The organism is Pseudobutyrivibrio sp. YE44 (genome assembly GCF_900104335.1).
Lineage (GTDB): Bacteria > Bacillota > Clostridia > Lachnospirales > Lachnospiraceae > Pseudobutyrivibrio.
The window spans coordinates 230781-251279 of record NZ_FMXT01000002.1 but is presented as its reverse complement, the minus strand read 5'-3'; the positions used below and the strand labels follow the sequence as shown (position 1 = coordinate 251279).

General features: G+C 40.3%; 18 protein-coding genes. 14 read left to right on the top strand and 4 right to left on the bottom strand.

The window, feature by feature from the left end:
* The first annotated feature begins 22 nt into the window (after window positions 1-22).
* The 4 genes from BLR54_RS05355 (at window position 23) to BLR54_RS05340 (ending at window position 3187) form a co-directional block, all read left to right on the top strand.
* Window positions 23-271, top strand: a complete 249-nt coding sequence (locus BLR54_RS05355; RefSeq protein WP_090417769.1) for a PF20097 family protein — start codon at window positions 23-25, stop codon at window positions 269-271.
* 67 nt (window positions 272-338) lie between these two features.
* Window positions 339-974 carry an AAA family ATPase gene (locus BLR54_RS05350; RefSeq protein ID WP_090417764.1) on the top strand — a complete coding sequence of 212 codons (636 nt, stop codon included), beginning with the start codon at window positions 339-341 and terminating at the stop codon, window positions 972-974.
* Window positions 971-1531 carry a GNAT family N-acetyltransferase gene (locus BLR54_RS05345; RefSeq protein WP_330388142.1) on the top strand — a complete coding sequence of 187 codons (561 nt, stop codon included), beginning with the start codon at window positions 971-973 and terminating at the stop codon, window positions 1529-1531. The genes BLR54_RS05350 and BLR54_RS05345 overlap by 4 nt, the downstream gene beginning before the upstream one ends.
* A 96-nt stretch (window positions 1532-1627) precedes the next feature.
* Window positions 1628-3187, top strand: coding sequence for a flavodoxin (locus BLR54_RS05340; RefSeq protein WP_242871203.1), 1560 nt, complete (start codon window positions 1628-1630; stop codon window positions 3185-3187).
* A gap of 64 nt (window positions 3188-3251) precedes the next feature.
* On the opposite strand, the gene msrA is transcribed toward BLR54_RS05340, so the two are convergent.
* A complete protein-coding gene (gene msrA / locus BLR54_RS05335) occupies window positions 3252-3734 on the bottom strand; it encodes a peptide-methionine (S)-S-oxide reductase MsrA (protein ID WP_090417760.1) in 483 nt (160 codons plus the stop codon).
* 164 nt (window positions 3735-3898) lie between these two features.
* On the opposite strand from msrA, the gene BLR54_RS05330 reads away from it, so the two are divergent.
* The 3 genes from BLR54_RS05330 to BLR54_RS05320 all read left to right on the top strand — a co-directional run bounded on the left by BLR54_RS05330 (window position 3899) and on the right by BLR54_RS05320 (window position 8064).
* Complete coding sequence (locus BLR54_RS05330) at window positions 3899-4939, top strand: alpha/beta hydrolase (RefSeq protein ID WP_176761856.1); 1041 nt, start codon at window positions 3899-3901, stop codon at window positions 4937-4939.
* Between the two features lie 77 nt (window positions 4940-5016).
* Window positions 5017-6102: a hypothetical protein gene (locus BLR54_RS05325; RefSeq protein ID WP_090417757.1), complete on the top strand. Its 1086-nt coding sequence runs from the start codon at window positions 5017-5019 to the stop codon at window positions 6100-6102.
* A 186-nt stretch (window positions 6103-6288) separates the two neighbouring features.
* Complete coding sequence (locus BLR54_RS05320; protein WP_090417751.1) at window positions 6289-8064, top strand: sensor domain-containing diguanylate cyclase; 1776 nt, start codon at window positions 6289-6291, stop codon at window positions 8062-8064.
* Window positions 8065-8115: 51 nt separating this feature from the next.
* Here BLR54_RS05320 and BLR54_RS05315 read toward each other — a convergent pair whose 3' ends face one another.
* Window positions 8116-8760, bottom strand: coding sequence for a DUF4867 family protein (locus tag BLR54_RS05315; RefSeq protein WP_090417747.1), 645 nt, complete (start codon window positions 8758-8760; stop codon window positions 8116-8118).
* Window positions 8761-8905: 145 nt separating this feature from the next.
* Between BLR54_RS05315 and BLR54_RS05310 the strand changes: the two genes are divergently transcribed.
* The 7 genes from BLR54_RS05310 to BLR54_RS05280 all read left to right on the top strand — a co-directional run bounded on the left by BLR54_RS05310 (window position 8906) and on the right by BLR54_RS05280 (window position 17082).
* Entirely contained in the window at window positions 8906-9991 is a 1086-nt protein-coding gene (locus tag BLR54_RS05310) for a GntR family transcriptional regulator (RefSeq protein ID WP_255396681.1), read from the top strand.
* Between the two features lie 94 nt (window positions 9992-10085).
* Window positions 10086-10790: a hypothetical protein gene (locus BLR54_RS05305; RefSeq protein WP_090417745.1), complete on the top strand. Its 705-nt coding sequence runs from the start codon at window positions 10086-10088 to the stop codon at window positions 10788-10790.
* 202 nt (window positions 10791-10992) lie between these two features.
* Entirely contained in the window at window positions 10993-12489 is a 1497-nt protein-coding gene (araA, locus tag BLR54_RS05300; RefSeq protein ID WP_090417744.1) for an L-arabinose isomerase, read from the top strand.
* Between the two features lie 268 nt (window positions 12490-12757).
* Window positions 12758-13414, top strand: coding sequence for a fructose-6-phosphate aldolase (gene fsa, locus BLR54_RS05295; protein ID WP_090417743.1), 657 nt, complete (start codon window positions 12758-12760; stop codon window positions 13412-13414).
* A gap of 142 nt (window positions 13415-13556) precedes the next feature.
* Window positions 13557-15152, top strand: coding sequence for a xylulokinase (locus BLR54_RS05290; RefSeq protein WP_090417742.1), 1596 nt, complete (start codon window positions 13557-13559; stop codon window positions 15150-15152).
* A gap of 140 nt (window positions 15153-15292) precedes the next feature.
* The gene (locus tag BLR54_RS05285; protein ID WP_090417741.1) at window positions 15293-15988 is read left to right on the top strand and encodes an L-ribulose-5-phosphate 4-epimerase; all 696 of its coding nucleotides are present in this window, start codon (window positions 15293-15295) and stop codon (window positions 15986-15988) included.
* Between the two features lie 257 nt (window positions 15989-16245).
* Window positions 16246-17082 (top strand): hypothetical protein, encoded by an 837-nt coding sequence (locus BLR54_RS05280; protein WP_090417740.1) that lies wholly within the window; start codon window positions 16246-16248, stop codon window positions 17080-17082.
* A 67-nt stretch (window positions 17083-17149) separates the two neighbouring features.
* Here the strand turns inward: BLR54_RS05280 and BLR54_RS05275 are convergent, their stop codons facing one another.
* Together BLR54_RS05275 and BLR54_RS05270 are read right to left on the bottom strand one after the other, a co-directional pair.
* Window positions 17150-18292: a D-alanyl-D-alanine carboxypeptidase family protein gene (locus tag BLR54_RS05275; RefSeq protein ID WP_176761855.1), complete on the bottom strand. Its 1143-nt coding sequence runs from the start codon at window positions 18290-18292 to the stop codon at window positions 17150-17152.
* 65 nt (window positions 18293-18357) lie between these two features.
* Window positions 18358-20466: an amylo-alpha-1,6-glucosidase gene (locus BLR54_RS05270; protein WP_090417738.1), complete on the bottom strand. Its 2109-nt coding sequence runs from the start codon at window positions 20464-20466 to the stop codon at window positions 18358-18360.
* Window positions 20467-20499: the final 33 nt, after the last annotated feature.

Here is a 20499-nt window from a genome sequence, read left to right as displayed (position 1 = left end):
AGAATAGAGAGGAAGAATAATTATGAATTGTCCTAATTGTGGAAAAGAGATGAGACCGGGAGTTGTTGAGTCAGTGCGAGCTCTTAACGTTATTTGGTATCCTAAAAATTATAAACATAAATCGATTGATGAGGAGAAACCAGTATCTCTTTCTTTAAAAGCCGAAGGTTACTATTGTGATGAGTGTAATACTGCGTTTGCAAGCTATAAAAAAAGAGAACATGGATTTTTGGGACGATTAGTTTATAAGATATTTGATGAGGAGTATTAGAGGCAATAATAAATTTGCATGCATGAAATGAATAGAAGTAATCTATACACCTCAGGAGAGGAAATATATGTTTTTTGAAAATGTATACTTTATTACAGGGACTTCATACGCAGGCAAATCTACTATGGTTAAGGAATTAGCTAAAAAATACAATGGGATTGCATGCGAAGAAAACTATCATGACAATTATGAAGGAGAACTTGATGCAAAAGAATTCCCTTGTCTGACATATACACGGGATCTTGAAGATTGGCACGACTTTATCAGAAGAACACCACAGGAATATAAAGATTGGTCTGATGGAGTGAGAAAAGAATGCGAAATATTGGAGCTTAGAATGCTACCAGAGATAAGTGAGAAAGGGAAAAAAGTATTCGTAGATACGAATATTAGCAATGAAACTTTAAGAAAGATTGCGCCTTTGAATCATACACTTGTTATGCTTGCTGATCCTGAAATACCATTGCGCAGATTTTTTGATCGACCAGACCCAGAGAAACAGTTTTTATATCAGTTGATTATGGAGGAACCAGATTCTGAAAAGGCGATGGAAAACTACCTACAGGGTCTAAAATTAATTTGCTCACAGGAGGATTATGATGAATTTGAACAGTCTGGTTTTAATGTGATTTATAGAGATGAAGACAGGACCATTGAACAGACTGTTACATTAGCAGAAAAAGCATTTGGATTGGAGAAATGAGAATGCTACTTAGTGAATATAAAATGAAAATGGAACAAAGAATGATATTAGAAACAGATAGGTTGTTTCTTCGGGAAATGAATATGGATGATTTTGATGCATTGTACAAAGTACTTGCTGACAAAGATATCATGCAGCATTATCCATATGATTTTGATGAGAAGAGAGTTAGAGATTGGATTGAAAGAAATATGAACCGTTACCGCGATAATGGTTTTGGCTTGTGGGCGGTATGCTTAAAAGATACCGGCGAGATGATTGGTGACTGCGGGCTGACACTTCAGAATATTGAGGGAGAAATGCTCCCAGAGATTGGTTATCACATACGTGCAGATTTGCAGCGCAAAGGTTATGCCAAGGAAGCGGCAAGTGCTGTACGAGACTGGGCATTTACTAACACGGATTATCCAGCACTCTATTCATATTGCAAATATACAAATATTGGTTCCTATAAAACTGCAGAATCAATAGGTATGCATTTTGAAAAGGAATACCCTGATCCAGACAACAAGGTTACACACGTATCAGTAATCTTTCGTGAGAAGAATATTTTTTAAAGGATAAGTAGAACTATGTTTGAGATAACGTACTTACAGCTGATTATATTTATAACGTTAATATGGATTATTACACGTATAGTAGCCGCGATTAAAATGAAAGGTTTTTCAATTAAGAGAGAAATTCGACTACTATTAGTTTATGTGTGCATTGCAGTTATTGTTAGACTTGTATATTTTGGATTCCATCTTAAGAATGGAAAAATACCTACACTAAAGATAGGATTTGGAGAAGATATCCACGATATGATTAGTATCACACCTTTATATTTCTTAGTAGATCGCTATGATGGTTGGAGGTTGAATGTTATCGGAAATATAGCAATGTTTATACCTGTTGGCATTGTATGGCCAATTTGTTTTAAGCAGCTTGATACTATTAAAAGGACTATTTTGGCAGGGTTAGGATTTACTTTGTTTATTGAAGTGAGTCAACTATTTTGTCTTGGAAGACATACCGATGTTGATGATTTGATTTTAAACACGCTTGGAGTAGCCATTGGTGCATGTATTGTTTTCACTGTTCGGAGAAGAAGACACCATAAGTTGGAGGAGTATATGAAAAAGAAAATCGGCGTGATTGTAGACATTATAATGTATGTAATTCTGTTAGTGCAGATGCTGTATGTTTTCATTGGCAACAACATACACGAGCTACTTGGAATAGGATTTTTCCTATGTCTTATTATTCATCTTAGCATGAAGAATTGGTGGGCCAAGACAATCTTGAAAAAGAACAAGCCTGCATCTCGCAGATTTTTTGATGTCATTACTATTCTTCTGGTGATAACAATTATTATTCTCATGCTTAGCAGCATGGGTGTATCCAGATTCTTGTTCACTTGGTTCCACTTTATGGGTAGCGCAGATTTGCACCGCTATCTTGCCACAGCTGTACTTACACTTTCTGTAATCCATGGAGGAATGCATGGATATTGGCATGCTAAGAAAAAGAAACTTGCCATTGTTGGAATCGTTATTGCCAGCATAGCAGCTTTTTCAATTGGAATTTTTGGGGTTCCATTTATAAATCGTCAGAAGAGAAGTGTGGAGATTTCATATGCAGATAAACAACCGGAAGAAACTGTAGAATGGCAGGGAAATAATACGCTGGTAGTTTATTTCACGAGAATTGGAAATACTAATTTTGAGCCAGATGTGGATGCTGTTTCTGGTGCATCCCTTCTTATGTCAGATGGAGAAATGATGGGAAACAATCAGCTTTTGGCTAAGATGGTTTGTGATATTACTGGCTTTGAATCCAAGGCAATCACTCTTACAGGCGAAAAGTATCCATCATCCTATAGTGACACAATAGTTGTGGCTGGCGATGAGCTTAAAAAGCAGGCTAGACCTGAGGTGGAGCCAATAGATGTTACCGAATACGATTCAATCATCCTTATCTATCCACTATGGTGGGGGTCGATTCCGATGCCAGTGGCTACCTTCCTGGAGGACAATGATTTTGATGGAAAGACAATATATCTAATCATCACTCAGGGAAGCAGCGGATACGGAAATACGATATCTGAGATTGAGGAGCTATGTCCTAATGCAGAAGTTGTGCCAGGGGCAAGCATCTATTGCGAGGATATTCCTGATGCAGGAGAGCAGCTGGTTGAGCTGATTAATAACTGGAATATGGGAAGTAAATAATTACGACGCTACTTTTCGTAGGCACCTAATAGTATTTATATAATAAATTAAATTGTGGAAGGGCTTATTTGGCCCTTCCACTTTCTTTCATTTCTTTTTCAAAAGCTTCAGGATTCTTCAAATAGTAATCCTGGTGTTCTTCCTCAGCTTTGTAAAATGATTTAAATGGCTCAAGTGCAATCTGAGCTTTCTTTCCTGAAGACTGTTCTAGGTCCTTTATTTTTTCTTGAGCCAAAGTAAGTTCTTCTTCATTTTGATAATAGATTGCAAGAGTATAAGAGAATCCTTTATCTATGAATTGCCCCTCACTATCAAAAGGATCTACATTTGCAAGATAGATATCAAGCAGTTTATCATAAGAAACATTTTTAGGATCATACTCCAATTCAATAGTTTCTCTGTGTCCTGTCTTTTGAGACTTTACATCCTCATATGTAGGATTGACTTCGTTGCCACCGGAGTAGCCACAAACAACTTCGTCAACTCCGTAAATCTTATATATTGGTGTGACGCACCAAAAACATCCACCGGCAAAATATGCTTTCATAATTTCAATTCTCCTTATTATGGAAATAATTGGATAAATCATAGCATTTATTTGTTTATGGCACAATAGATAATAAAATACACCCATATAAGTCAATTTATCCATACGTCCCCCTTTTGATATCTGCTAGAATGATTTCCAATGAAGATATCAAGGGGGATATTATGTTTACACTAGAGAATAGTTTGACCGAAATTTTAGCAGATGAGTTTGTAAAAAAACATCTTAGTTTTTTATTTCCTGAGGAATTTGTAGCTATTATACCAGATGAATTAAAAGATGTACCAGTGAAAGAACTTACCGACAAGCTTACCATGCCTTGGGGAATTCCATATTTGTCAGAGGGTTTGGTCGAGTCGGCAAATCTGATTCATGAATTTGCTGAGTCACCATCATATGAATTTGTGAAGCTTTGGAGTGAGGAAACGCCAAAGGATTATTTTCCGATTGCTGATGGCACAAAGGATACAGTATGCCTCATCAAATATGCTGACACTTTTAAGGCTGGAAACAAAATGGCACTTATCGTACCAGGAGGAGCATATTGCAATGTGGCTATAGGCGGAGAGGGAACACAAACTGCTAGCGCCCTAAAAAAGGCTGGGTATGCCGTAGCTATCCTGAACTATAGAGTTGCACCAAATCGTTATCCAGAGCCACAGAAGGATTTGGCACTTGCCATCAAGACAATGAGATTTTTAGGAAAGCAGCATAGCTGTGTAGATGACCTTCTTGTGATAGGTTACTCAGCAGGTGGTCATCTTGTGGCGTCAGAAACTTGCTATTCTAATGAGATAGACACAACTCTGTTAGACGACCTGAAAACAAACCACAAAGCAATTTTCGACACCTTTCACTCATTCTCAGCAAAAGCCGACAAGGTTTGTCTCAGCTATCCTGTAATCAATTGTATTTCAGAACACCATAACGACAGCTTTGTAAACCTCACCGGTGGACATGATAGCTTGAGAGACAAGCTGTCCATTGATTTACATGTCACAGCAGAATATCCAAAGACCTTTGTGTGGGCTTGTGACGATGATGACCTGGTTCCACCTAGCAACGCAAAACGTATATACGAATCACTTAAGGCAGCAGGTGTGGAAGCAAAGCTTGGCACATATCCAACTGGTGGTCATGGCTGTGCCACGGGAGAGGGTACCTCAGCTGAAGGCTGGATAGATGAAATGCTGAACTTTATGTAGTGTGATACTTTTGTGACACGTAGGGCGTTATTATGTCCATGTAAAGAAAAATAACACACATATTTTGGAGGAGAGAAATGAAAAAGACATTGGTATTAGCTTTGATTTGTTCAATGCTTGCTATGACAGCCTGCGGAAATAAGTTTGAGGATCTTACAAATCCAGAAACTGCAACTGAAACAATAACACAGAAATCTGGCGCAACAACACAGTCAGAAGGAAAAAATGTTTCCAATAAAATCTTTACAGTAAACATCCCTGATGAATTTGCTGATCAATATATTGCAGAAATTCAGGATGATCAGGTTACTTTCTATTACAAGGAGTTGAAGGAATCCATCGACAGAGGCTTGCTTTTCTACGTTAGAACCATTGAGCTTCCAAACGCAGAAATCGGTGGAATGTCCAGAAAGATTGGTGAAGTTACCACTGCTGACGGTAAAGGATATGCGGTTTCTCTTGGCTATCCATCAGAGGCACAGTGGGATATCGAAAACGAGGCTGAGGCTCCAGAGGGCTATGATAAATTCTACAATGTCATTGAGAATATCGTGAAGAATATAACTGGTGTTGATGGCGGTACCTTCACATATCAGGCAGGTTGCAAGGGTGAAGATTTATACGGTGACATCCTTGATAAATATAAGACTGCAGCCAAAGAAGATTGGGATGCTAGCAAGTATGAAGAAAATGACATGAGCCCAGAAATCTTTTCTATTGTGAAAAACAGCGGATTAGATAAGGTTGGATATGATTATGTTGATATTGATTTAAATGGGATCGATGAGCTTGTTGTGGGCGATATGAGTGATAGTGAAATCAGCGGTGCTATTTATGATATCTACACCATGGTAAATGGCCAGCCTGCTCACGTGGTTTCAGGCAGCGCCAGAGATTGCTACTATGTATATCACACCTTTGTAGTAAACGAAGCCTCAGGCGGGGCTCTTGAGAGCGTTCAGTCGGTTTACAGCTTGGAGCCAAACACAACAGAAATGATGCTCCAGTGGGCTACAAAATATGATGGTTACGAGAATGAAAAACAGCCTTGGTTTATTGGTTATTCAGATGAGGAGTGGGAAAATGTATCCGAGGAGGATTACAACACTCGCATGGCTGATCCTGCTGATTATACAAAGCTTGAGTTTAAGTCTATGAAATAATAAAAGAAATGAGATGTCCAAGAAAGGGCATCTCTTTTTTGTTTTACAGGCAATTTCTAATCCAAAAAAATCCAGAGAATGAATTTCTACCGAAAAACACCAACCTATAACAGATATTTAACATTTTTTTGAGATAATCATAAATGATAAACTTCCTGTAGTATGCAAATTCAAAGGATTTAACCTATGAAACAATATAGATTTGTGGTTGATTACGATTGCAACTTCACAGAGATGATTGGGTCCATCAGACATCTGAAGGAATACAATGCGGATAAAAAAGGTATTCTTCAGATATTTGAGCCGGATTGTGATACAGAATCCATTCAGAAGGATTTGGATTTTCTGACCTCAGCCTTGCCAAAGCTTAAGGTTATTGGTATGACCGGCCACGGAGCTCTTTCAAGAGAGACACATTCTATTCCTTATAGAGTGTGCACGATTCTGTTTTTTGATAAAAGTGATTTTAATATAAATGTGTATGATTGTACCGACGTTAGCCCATTAGAGGCAGGTGACCAGTACAAAAAAGCTTTAGCAACCATGTCCGATATTAAAGGCATTCTTATGATGTCATCGGATTTTGCCTTATGCCCAGAAAGATTTATCGACAAGATAAACGAGTACGATAGCAGTCTTGTGGTTTTCGGAGCTCTTGCTGGAACACCAACCATGGGTGATGATCGGTCGAAGATTTTCGTAGGAAACAAAATCTACGAGCGTGCCATTTTAGCTGTAGCCTTCTGTGGTAAGGATTTGCATTTGAGCCACCATTACAATTTAGGCTTTAGACCTTTGGGAAAAGAATTGGTGGTAACAAACTCCAATGATACTGGAATCGTATACGAGATTGACAACAAGCCAGCTTTTGATATTTACAGGGAACACTTAGGTGTTGGAATGAACAATTATTTCTTTGAAAATACTAGTTCCTTCCCACTTTTTCTTAAAGAAAATGGAAATCCACTTGCCAGAGTTGCCCTTGATTATCATGAGGATGGAGCCCTTGCATTTGCAACAGAAATTCCTGTAGGTAGTTCTGTCAGCCTTAGCTATTCCACTGCGGATATTATGCTGGATGAAGCGTCAGCCTGTGCATTGCGCTTAGACGATTTTGTTCCTGAGGCAGTGTTGATTTATGTATGTATGGCAAGACGAATGCTTATGGGTGATAACCTTGCGGAGCTCGAGTTTGAGTTTTATGAGAACGTCTGCCCAACTGCTACTTGGGGCCATGGATATGGTGAAATCCTTCATGCAGATGGATTGCGAGGATTTTTGAATGCCTCTTGTGTTGTAATTGGAATGAGAGAGGGAGAAAGGCCTGATGAGAAGGATCGTGTAAGAAGGGCACCAAATCAAAAGTTCTTAAAGGAATATTTGGATAATTATCAGATTGGCTTTGTTCCACTTCCTGTACGCCTTGTAAACTTCCTGGAGTCTACTACCAGGGATTTAAGAGCAGCTGTGGATCAGCTTTTTGCGGAGGCCACAGTTGACCCATTAACAGGACTATATAATCGAAGAGCCCTTGATCATTACATGAAGAAATTCATCGAGCAACTTGGTCAATACAATGGTATCGCAGTAATGATCATTGATATTGATCACTTCAAAAATGTAAACGATACCTATGGTCATGATGTGGGTGATTTGGTTTTGAAGACTGGCTGTGAAGCTGTGAAATATGTTTACAATCAGAATGATATTATTGGCCGATGGGGCGGAGAAGAATTCGTTGGCATTAAGCCAAATATCACTCAGGAAGAAGCTATGGATTTCTGTGAAACTCTCAGAAAAAATGTTGAGAAAATGGAATTTGAAGTGGTAGGTCATATCACTGTAAGTATGGGCCTTACCATGATAAGAGCAGATGACACCAGTGAAAGCGTATTCAAACGTATAGACGAAGCGCTGTATGAGGCAAAAGAAACTGGTAGAAACAAAGTTGTGTTTAAATAAAAAGAACCTCGGAGAGAATATTCTCCGAGGTCGTTTTTTATATGGGATTAATTAGTTAAGGTCATCTGCAATATCGATGTTAACACCTGTGATGCCAACAACTGCGCCACCCTTTGCTTCTGATGATTCAGGGTGAGCAAGGAGCCACTTGTTAGTAGCTGTAAGAAGCTTGTCCTCTGGATTAACTCTCTCGAAATCTGGACATCCAACATTTGTGCCCTTTGGAAGACCAACGAGAACCTGGAAACCAGAATCCTTGTGAGCCTGACATGGAGCATAGTGAAGAGCTGTAGCATAAACTTCAATCATTGTACCAGCTGGGCAGAAGAAAGCCTTTACCTTGCTTGAATCAAGCTTGTGGTCAACGATTTCTTCTCTCTTTGCAAGAAGAAGGATGAAGTCTGTAGCACCCATGTTAATTTCGCTAGAGCGATGATACTCAAGACAGTTGAGCTTTGTGTTGTGGCCGTTGCACCATCCAAACTGCATTGGCGAACCACCAAAAAGTGAATTTGTAATTTTATCTGCAGCAGCTAAACTCTGAAGAGTCGTCTCTTCTGCAACATAATCTGTTCCCTCTGGAATAGGGGTCTTGTCGCGAAGGGCCTCCATAATCTGCTTCTTTTCAGCTTCATAACCCTCAATAATTCTTCCGTAATTTGTAAACTCTGGATCTGTTACTTTTAAAATTTGCATTTCTTATTATCCTCCTCAATAGAAAAATACTTCTCAGTGTGTAAATTATACAGCTACGAGTTGTTTCAGTCCTATCAATAATTAACTAATTAAAGGCAAATAATTGCAAAAATAAGAGGATAATAAGGTTTACCCCTTTACCAATATTTACTATCATATAGATATGATTAACTCAAAGAATGAACTGATAATTAAAGATATAAAGAAGGCTATCAATGCTGGTAAATATGAGGTGAACCAAAAGATCCCTTCGGAGAATCAACTGGCGGAGCAATATGGTGTTAGCCGCCAGACCGTGCGAAAGGCTCTGGGGAAGCTGATTGATGAGGGGTATCTGTATTCCCGTCATGGAAGTGGCACCTATGTGAAGCAGCCTTTGGTGAAAAGAGGCAACAGCAAAAATATCGCTGTTGTTTCTACATATATGTCTGACTATATTTTCCCAAGAGTCATCCAGGGAATTAATCAGGTGCTTTCAGATAATAGTTATAGCATCTTGCTTAAGACCACCAACAACTCCCGAAAAGGAGAGGCTTGGTGTATGGAGGAGCTTCTTTCAAAAAATATTGATGGCATGATTATTGAGCCAAGTCAAAGCGCCATCAGCTGTCAGCATCAGGTGCTTTACGATCAGATGGATTCCATGGGAATACCATATGTTTTTATCCAAGGCTGTTATGAAGCCATGATGGATAGACCATACGTAATGCTTGATGATGTGGAGGGTGGCAGACTCATCACTGAGCATTTGATTAAGCTTGGTCACAAGCGTATCGCTGGTATTTTCAAAGCAGATGATACCCAAGGAATTCTTAGACACAAGGGATATGTAAAAGCTTTGCAGGAGGCAGGCATTTCCTACGACCCAGATATGGTGACCTGGTTCCATACAAAAGATAGAAGTACAAAACCAATGGAGGGAATCCTCAGACTTATAGAAAACGGTGTGTCATTCCATGCTGTGGTTTGCTACAACGACGAGATAGCAGCGGATGTAATAAAGGGGCTCACCAATATTGGAAGAAGTGTACCCCACGATATCTCCGTTACTGGATTTGACAACTCATTGCTTGCAAAGAGTCGCGGCATCACCACTGTGTCACATCCACAAGAGGAACTTGGAAAAGCGGCTGCTGAGACATTAATTGGACTTATTAATGGCAGCCTGTCAAGAAAGGACGCCCACGTGCTTTTGAAACCTGAGCTGGTGGAGAGGAAGAGTACTTTATAAAGATTTCTTAAAAATCTGTGATACAAGTGTGCAAGTTCAACTGATATCCTATAATTGTATTCAACATTTGTTTAGTTTTTGGAGGAGACGATTAATGAAAGGAAAAAATGTTTTAGCAGGATTGTTGATATGTACACTTTGTGCAGGTTTTGTTGGTTGTGGAAAGACTGAGGAACCTCAAGCTCAGGAGCCAGCAGTTGAAGAGACCACAGAAGCAACAACTGATAGTGGTAGTGAAGCCGATGCAACAGAAGTTGAGGCTTCATCAGAGGCATTACCAGCATACGAGTATCCAGGTCCAGAGTATTTCTATACTGTAGTATATAGCTACATTGTTGATGAGTTTGGTTCTCAGTATTCTGAGGGGCAGGTTTGTATCCCTAGCGTTCACGAAGTATATTTAGATGATAGCGACAAATCAGATATTAAGTTTTATGGAGATTTCTGGGTATATAACTACAACTTGGAGGGCGACACTCTCATGACTCAGTCAGGTGGAAATCATCCTGGCGTTATGCATCTTAAAAGTACTGATGCTGAATATGAAGTAACAGGTTTTGATGCTGTTGCAGATGGAAATGACTTTGAACCAACAGCAAAAGAATATTTCGGAAAGCATTACGATGATTTCATGAAGGTATACAGTGACTCTGACACCAGAGAAAAGGTACGAGCTCAGATTATTGCAAATTATGTTGCTGCAAATAATCTTAGCATTACAAAGTATCAGGATTACGGATGGGATCCAGTAGAGCTTCCAGAAGAAAACATTGATAGTTTCTATAGTCAATTGGATTAGTCAAGAGGCTTCCCCTTGAGGGGAAGCTGTCAGCGCAGCTGACTGATGAGGTATACTTGTACACACTAAAACGAACTTGTATATCGTAAATAATCCCTTTAAATTCAATATATAGTAACAAATAAGATACAACTTGTGCATCGATATGTACAAGTTGTATTTTTTTATTAGGGATTAATTTACAGTCAAAGGGAGGTTTTTTATGAAAACACAGCTTAACTACAAGTTTTGGTTCTGTACAGGATCACAGGACCTCTACGGTGACGAGTGTTTGTCACACGTAGCAGCTCACTCAAAGGAAATTGTTGAGTGCTTAAACAAGTCAGGTAAGCTTCCATTTGAAGTTGTTTGGAAGCCAACCATGATTACAAATGAAGTAATCAGACGCACCTTTAACGAGGCAAACAATGATCCAACTTGTGCAGGTGTAATCACCTGGATGCACACCTTCTCACCAGCAAAGTCATGGATTCTTGGACATCAGGAACTTAGAAAGCCACTTTGCCATCTCCACACACAGTACAATCGTGAGATTCCATACGAGACAATGGATATGGATTTCATGAATGAGAATCAGGCAGCTCATGGTGATAGAGAATATGCCCACATCCTTTCAAGAATGGGGGTTGAGAGAAAGACAATAGTTGGATATTGGCAGGATACTGAGGTTCAGGAAAGACTTGCATCTTGGATGCGTACAGCAATTGGTATTGTTGAATCTAGTCACATCCGTGTAATGAGAATTGCTGACAATATGCGCAACGTTGCAGTTACAGAAGGCGACAAGGTTGAGGCTCAGCTTAAGTTTGGCTGGGAGGTAGATGCTTATCCAGTAAACGAAATTGCAGAGGCAGTTGCAGCAGTATCACAGTCAGATGTTAATGCACTTGTAGATGAATATTATGGTAAATACGATATTTGTCTTGAAGGCAGAGAACCAGAGGAATTTAGAAGACACGTATCTGTTCAGGCACAGATTGAGCTTGGTTTTGAAAGATTCCTTGAGGAGAAAAATTACCAGGCAATCGTAACACACTTTGGTGACCTTGGTGCATTGCAGCAGCTTCCAGGTCTTGCAATTCAAAGACTTATGGAAAAGGGCTACGGCTTCGGTGCAGAGGGTGACTGGAAGGTTGCCGCTATGGTTCGTCTTATGAAGATTATGACCACAGGCATGAAGGATGCAAAGGGAACTTCAATGCTTGAGGATTATACCTACAATCTTGTAAAGGGTAAAGAAGGAATCATTCAGGCTCACATGCTTGAGATTTGTCCTACTATTTCAGATGGTCCAATCCAGATTAAGTGTCAGCCACTTTCAATGGGAAATCGTGAGGATCCAGCTCGTCTTGTATTCCAGTCAAAGGAAGGCAAGGGTATTGCAACTTCACTTATTGATTTAGGAAATCGCTTCCGTCTTATCATTCAGGATGTTGATTGCAAGAAGGTTGAGAAGCCTCTTCCAAAGCTTCCAACAGCCATCAACTTCTGGACACCACAGCCTGACTTCTACACAGGCACAGAGGCATGGCTTCTTGCAGGCGGTGCACATCATACAGCTTTCACTTACGATCTCACTGCTGAGCAGATGGGAGATTGGGCTGCAGCTATGGGTATTGAAGCAGTCTATATCGACAAGGATACAAAGATTCGCGACTTCAAACGCGACCTTGCCCTTGGAAGCCTCGTATACCGTTAAACACGTCATTATGTTCCATAAGTAAAATATGTGACATAAAAGTGTAATTTAATTGATTGTGAATACAAGCGTAAAAAAATAAAATATCTCTTGTATTTGTAATAATAGTTTTAAATTAGTGTGAATCAATTTAGCTTAGATTGCCCGAGAATGTATTTCTTGTTTTTTCAATGAATATAGTGAAAACGATATTGGAAAAATTAGAAATACATCGAGGGCATCAAAGAGTGGAGGCGATTCACACGGGGTAGAAAAGGAGAATTAAAAAATGAAGTTATTTGTTGACACAGGAAAAATTGAAGACATTAAGAAAGCTAACGACCTTGGAGTAATTTGTGGTGTTACTACAAACCCTTCTCTTATTGCAAAAGAGGGTGGACGTAGCCAGGAAGAAATCCTTAAGGAAATCGCTTCTATCGTAGATGGCCCTATCTCAGGTGAGGTTAAGGCAACAACTGTTGACGCTGAAGGCATGATCAAGGAAGGCCGCGAAATCGCAGCTATGCATCCAAACATGATTGTAAAGATTCCTATGACAGCTGAAGGTCTTAAGGCTGTAAAAGTTCTTTCATCTGAAGGCATCAAGACAAACGTTACACTTATCTTCTCAGCTAACCAGGCTATTCTTGCTGCAAACGCTGGTGCTACATATGTTTCACCATTCCTTGGCAGACTTGATGACATCAATATGGCTGGTATCGACCTTATCCGTGACATCGCTGAGATCTTTGATATTTATGGATATGACACAGAGATTATTGCAGCATCAGTTCGTAACCCAATTCACGTTACTGACTGTGCTCTTGCAGGTGCTCACATTGCAACAGTTCCATATGCAGTAATCGAGACAATGATTAATCATCCACTTACAACTGCAGGTATCGAGAAATTCCAGAAAGACTATATCGCTGTATTTGGTGAATAATCAAGTCTATGGCTCGCCTGTTACAGCTACAAGCCATAGATATCTTCTGTTCAGCTGAAGAAAGCTTCACATAAGACATCTATGAGCTTGATGCTTACAGGCTATTTATAGTTTTATAATTCACAAATGGGGGAATTTACGAATGAATATTAATGAGATTATCGCGGAAGGAAAGCGAACCGCGTTAGGTATCGAGTTTGGTTCAACACGTATTAAGGCTGTTTTGGTTGACGAGGACAACAAGGTTCTTGCCCAGGGCGACCATGAGTGGGAAAACCACCTCGACAATGGCATTTGGACATATCCTCTTGAGGAGGTATGGGCAGGTGTTCAGGATTGTTATGCAAAGCTTAAGGCAGACGTTTTTGGTAAGTATGATGTAAAGCTTACAAAGATTGGTGCTATCGGTTTTTCAGCAATGATGCACGGTTATCTTGCTTTTGACAAGGATGACAATCTTCTTGTTCCTTTTAGAACCTGGCGAAACACAATCACAGGTGAGGCAGCAGCAGAGCTTAGCAAAGAACTTAACTTCAACATGCCTCAGCGCTGGAGTATTTCACATTACTATCAGTGCATTCTTAACAAGGAGCCACATGTAAAGAACGTAGCTTACTTCATGACACTTGCTTGCTATGTACATTACAAGATGACTGGCAAAAAGGTGGCAGGTGTTGGTGAAGCATCAGGTATGTTCCCAATCGACTCAAAGACTTGTCAGTATGACACTGCTATGCTTGAAAAGTTCAACAAGCTTGCAGCAGCTCATGGCATTACAACAAAGGTGGAAGACTTACTTCCAGAAGTACTTGTGGCAGGTGATGATGCAGGTACACTTACAGCAGAGGGCGCAAAGCTTCTTGATCCAACAGGCGAGCTTGAGCCAGGCTGTCCACTTGCTCCACCTGAAGGTGATGCGGGCACAGGTATGGTTGCAACAAATGCAGTGTCTGTAGGTACTGGTAATGTTTCAGCCGGAACTTCTGTCTTCTCTATGGTTGTTATGGACAAGCCACTTTCAAAGCCATACGAGGAAATCGATATGGTTACAACTCCTACAGGTGAGGCAGTTGCAATGGTTCACTGCAACAACTGTACATCAGACTTAAATGCATGGATTGGTATCTTCAAGGAATTTGCGGATGCCTTTGGCGTAGATATTTCTATGAATGATATTTATGGAACACTTTATCGCAAAGCTCTTACAGAGGATGCAAATTGTGGTGGAGTTCTCTCATACAACTACTTTGGTGGCGAGCCTGTTGTGGGTGTCAACGAAGGCCGTCCAATGGTTGTTCGTCAGCCAGATGCAAAGTTTACACTTGCAAACTTTATGCGTTCAAATCTTTACGGAGCACTTGGTGTTCTCAAGATTGGTAACGATATTCTTTTAAAGCAGGAAAAGGTCAACATCAAATCTATCACAGGTCACGGCGGTTTCTTTAAGACCAAGGGTGTAGGTCAGTCAGTTCTTGCAGCAGCTCTTAATGCTCCAATTACTGTTATGGCAACTGCTGGTGAAGGTGGTGCTTGGGGTATGGCAGTTCTTGCAAACTTCTGTATCCGTGATGACAAGGGAATGAAGCTTCAGCAGTATCTTGATGACAAGGTATTCGCAGGTCAGGAATCTACTACAATGGAACCAGACCCAGAGATGGTTAAGGGTTACGATGAGTGGATCGTAGAATACAAAAAGGCTCTCAAAGCTGAAGCTGCAGCCGTAGAAAATTGGAGATAAATATAGGTTGAGAGGTCTTGTTACGGCTACAAGCCTTAGTGTTTCTCCGTTCACCTTAGAATGGTTCACTTGAGAAACCTAAGAGCTTGATGCCTACAAGACCATTCAGTTTATGCCTTTTATGTTTAGGAGAATACGTAATGTTAGAAGAATTAAAAAAGCAGGTTTATGAAGCAAACATGGAGCTTCCTAAGCGTGGTCTTGTTACTTACACTTGGGGCAATGTTTCAGGAATTGATAGAGCCTCTGGAATCTTTGCAATCAAGCCATCTGGTGTGGAGTATGAGGATTTAAAGCCAGAGGATATGGTACTTGTAAACCTTGATGGTGAAGTTGTTGAAGGAAAATATCGTCCAAGCTCAGATACAGCTACACACTGTGAGCTTTACAAGAAATATGAGAATATTGGTGGCGTTGTTCACACCCATTCTACTTATGCAGTAGCATGGGCACAGGCAGGCCGCGACATTCCTCTTTATGGAACCACTCATGCAGACTATTTCTGCGGAACAATTCCATGTACAAGAAATCTTACTCCAGAAGAAATCGATGAAGCATACGAAGTTAACACAGGAAAAGTAATCATTGAAACCTTCGAAGATAGAGGAATTAACACAAAGTACGTGCCAGGTGTTATCTGCAAGAACCACGGTCCTTTCACATGGGGCAAGGATGCAGACCAGGCCGTATACAATGCAGTCGTCCTCGAAGAGGTTGCCAAGATGGCTCTCTTCACAGAGCAGGTAAACCCACAGGTTCAGCCAGCCCCAGATTGCATCCGCGACAAACATTTCAACCGTAAGCACGGCGCCAACGCCTACTACGGACAGAACTAAAAAATACTCTTGGCGGTTCCTACAACCTAGTAGGGGCCGCTATTTTATTGTTCTTCTCTAAGTCAAGATAGAGCCTTCAAACGGTATCTATAGTTTTGTCAGAAAAAAATCTTCTAGACAGGTTTATAATAATATTGTATTATATTTTGGCTATAGATATTCATACTTGTTCATTTCTATAACGAATCAATAGGAAAGGTTTTTTGTCTTTTTTCTTTCCGAAATCCCAAATCATGTTATAATTAAGGAGAATAGAAATGACGAAAGTAAACAGAGAGTACAAAGATAGACTATTTAGATTACTATTTGGTACAGAGGAGATGAAAGGAAATATCCTCCAACTATATAATGCACTGAATGGAAGTCACTATGAAAATACTGCTGACATAGAACTTACAACTATTGATGATATTATTTATATCAGCATGAAGAATGATGTTTCATTTTTGTTTGATAGTTTTTTATCTGTGTGGGAACAGCAAAGCTCATTTAATCCTAATATGCCAGTTAGAGGTTTGATGTATTTTGGTATGTTGTATGAGAAGTACATAAAATCTAATGGTATTAACATCTATTCCAGTGGGTTAAAGAAGATTCCTACTCCAAGGTATGTTGTATTCTATAATGGTCTGGCAGATAGACCTTCAGTGGAAAAGCTCAAACTTTCTGATGCTTTTATTAATGAAGATAAGAGTGGAGAATATGAGTGGACTACTACAGTGTACAATCTCAACAAAGGAAAAAATGATCTGCTTTTGGAAAACTGCAAGCCTTTAAGAGAGTACATGGAATTGATCAATAGAATCAGAAAATATTCAATGGATTGTGACATTGAAAAAGCTGTGGATATGGCAGTTGATTCTTGCATAAAAGATGGTATTCTAAAGGAGTTTTTGGAGAAGCATAAAGCGGAGGTATGTGGCATGGTACTAACAGAATTCGATGAAAAAGCTTTTGCAGAAGATATGCGTGAGGAAGGCCTAGTAGAGGCGATAAGGATGATGATGAAGAATCTATCACTCACAGCTGAAAAAGCAATGGAAGTTTTAGAAATCCCGGCAGAGGAATTTGAAAAATTCAAAGCATTGCTTTAAAGGTGTTCTAAATTCTTTTACAAGCGAAAATGGCTCTCAGAAAAATCTGGGAGCCATTTTTAGTTATCTAGTTTGAGAATCCTAGGTTTATTAGGCGATTGGTTTCATAGTACCGCATTGATACGGTGTTGCCGTCGAACATTTTACGATTGCGGCCACCCAGAACAACAGTGAGAATACTTTTTCCATCTTTGTTGGCGGTACACACTAGGCACTGTCCAGCTCGATTTGCGGTTCCGGTTTTTCCTCCAGTGACTGCAGGGTTGTAATATGCACTTCCTGGTGTCATAAGGGCGTCTGTGTTTACCAATGCTCTTGGAGTAGGGCACATATTTGTGGCTGGTAGAACGCTAGAGGCTACTCCGAAGTATTGATTAAATAGCGGATGCTTCATTGCATTTGCAGTAATAATGTAAAGGCTCAAGGCGTTGGTGTACATGTTTTTGTCTGGATAGCCAGATGGATTTGTAAAGTTTGTGTTGGTGCAACCTAAGGAAGCAGCCTTTGCGTTCATCATGCTTACAAAATTTGGAACAGAGCCGGCAATTAATTCTGCAAGCACGTTGCAGGCATGGCAGTCACTGCTGACCATTACAGCAGTAAGAAGCTGATCCACATTGAACACCTCGCCAGCTTGAAGTCTTGGCTCCACGTGGCTTGCATCAGATGGAAGAGATGCTAGCGCAGTAGCTGATACCATAACAGGTGTGTCTAGTGAAATCTGACCTGCTTCTATGGCTTCAACGGTAAGTAGTGCCGTCATAATCTTTGTGGTGCTGGCTGGTTCACATTTCTCAGTTGCAGCTTGTGAATATATTGGCTTTCCATTTTGTAAATTTACAGCCAAAGCGCTTTTTACATCAAAGGATGTAAGTTTGTATGCTGTGGTATTGGCTTGAGTTGATAATGCAAGCTGAGAAATATAATATGGTGTACCACCCATATCTACTCGCCAGAATCCATTGCTAGTTCGTCCTGTAACCTGCACAGGTGTATTAACAGGAAGTGTTGTCACATAAGTAGCTGCATCAGCATCTGAAAACACCTCAGTGCCATTACAGGTCAAAAGCACACCTGCCTCATCAGAAACAGTGTAGGCAGCAGCCTCAGCTTCAATTGTAATATTTGGTGATATTAGAGCTATAGCTCCTAAAACAGAAATTGAAATAAAGACATTTCTAAATAATTTTCTAACAGATTTACCCCTCAAAATAATCCTCCCCCAAAAATATATTTTTAATGGAACCAGCATTTGCTGGTTCCTTATATTATACATTATTCATTCTTTAACAATGCGTAAGCGCGCAGAACTTCACCTACAGACCAGGCTTGAGCGTAGCAGCCGCGGCCGTTGTGAGGTTTGTCGCCATCAAAGATTTCGCAAATCTGACCGATGCAGTTTCTGACAAGGTGTTGCTCGATTGGCTCAAAGAAGGCTTTTGCTTCCTCGATTGACTGAGCGCTTCCGCCGCCTACTTTCAGGTAAGCTTCAATGAAAGCTCCAAGAAGGAAGCCCCAAGCGGTACCCTGATGGTATGCATGGTCACGTTTTTCAAGAGCTCCCTGATAGATTCCCTTGTATTGAGGGTCGTCTACATCAAGGGAACGAAGACCAACGCCAACATAAAGTCTGTCTTTCACCACTCTAAGGATAGATTTTTCTTTTTCAGGATCAAGCATTGTGAATGGAAGACTGATTGCAAAAATCTGGTTTGGACGAAGAGTAGCGTCTTTTTCTTCCTCGCCAACTACATCGTAAAGATATCCACCTTCTTCATACCAGAATTCCTCATTGAAGGCTTCCTTCACCCACATAGCAAGCTGAGAACAGCCCCCTGCATAGGCAAGATAGTTTTCTGGTTTGTTGTGAGTACGTCTTGCAATACCACGAGAGATTTCTTCCATGGTCATAAGGGCGTTGTACCAAAGTGCGTTTATTTCAACTGGTTTTCCGTGACGAGGTGTAACCACTTCATCCCCAATTCTGACATCCATCCAAGTAACCTGATCAAGGCCAGAGCCTGCTCGCATAAGGGCATCATCATCCATTCCAATGGAGAAGAGTGTACCCTTTCTGTAAGCTCCCATGATTTCCTGAAGGCTAGGGAAGATTTCATCCTCCACAAACTTCCATGCTTCGTCAGTATCTACATATTTAAGATAGTTGTATACAGCATAGAAATACCAGAGCGAAGCATCCGCTGTGTTGTAAAGTGGATCCTTGCCATCATCAGGGAACATGTTTGGCACCAGACCATTTTTGATATATTTTGAGAAGGAGAGGAGGATTGATTTAGCATCCTCAAATCTGCCTGTCTCAAGACAAAGGCCTGTGAAGGCAATCATGGTATCGCGCCCCCAGTCTGTAAACCAAGGATAGCCTGCCATAATTGTTTTTTCCCCTGTAGATTTTCTATCAACAATAAACTGGTCGGCTGCTACAGTAAGAATGCCTGCCAGCTCATCATCTTCTGGGAATTCAGCCTGTTCGATTAAATCGGCCACACGCTTTTTTGCTTTTTCTATCTGGATAAAGGCTGTATCCTTTTCCACTACAGGAAACTCTGGAAAACCGCCTTTCTTTTTTCCTTTTTTTTCGCGAACATCCACAGTACATACAAAGGATGCCTTTGATACTCCGCCGGATTCTACTTCCATAACAAAGTCGTATGGCTTTAGGTGACAATCCAAACCATCTGCTTCGTTATCAAGCTCAAACTGAAGCTCCATGTTTTCATCGTAAATGTTGTTTCGTTTTACCATTTCGCATCCAGAAGAAATCAAGGATATTCTTACATCTGAATGGCCAACTGGCTTGTAATAGAAACCGGTGTTGCCTGTCTTTTCATCTCTGATTTCGTGGAACACTTCCTCAGGAAGCTCCCATCGTAAATCATCAACAGTCATATGCTCACCATGGTCTCTGAAGTTCATAAGAGGAGTGATAACCACACCTGCCGCAGGTCCATTATTTTCTAGTGTGTAATCAACAACACACTGATTCTTTCCATATACTAATGAGATAGTTTTGGTAAGGCGCATTCCACCTGCCTCGTAAGCATAGGTGATGGTTCCATCATATTTAAAATACTTAAGATGCATATTGCCCTGATTAAACTCACTGGTGTATGGCCCCTTGTGCTGAGCTGTGGTTAGGTCATAAATCCTGCTACCACAAACAAGACGCTCATTTGTCTTAGAAAAAACAAGGAAGCGGTCCACTGGTGGCTTTAGGCTGGCAATCAAATAGCCCTGGTGGGTTCGCATGTGGGCACCGATAATGGTGCTACCTGCATAACCTCCAAGGCCATTTGTTAAAAGCCATTCCTTTGAAAGACTGGCTTTATAATTATTCAACTTATCAAAAACAAATTCGAAATTCATATATATTCTCCGTTCATAATACTCCCGAAGAAT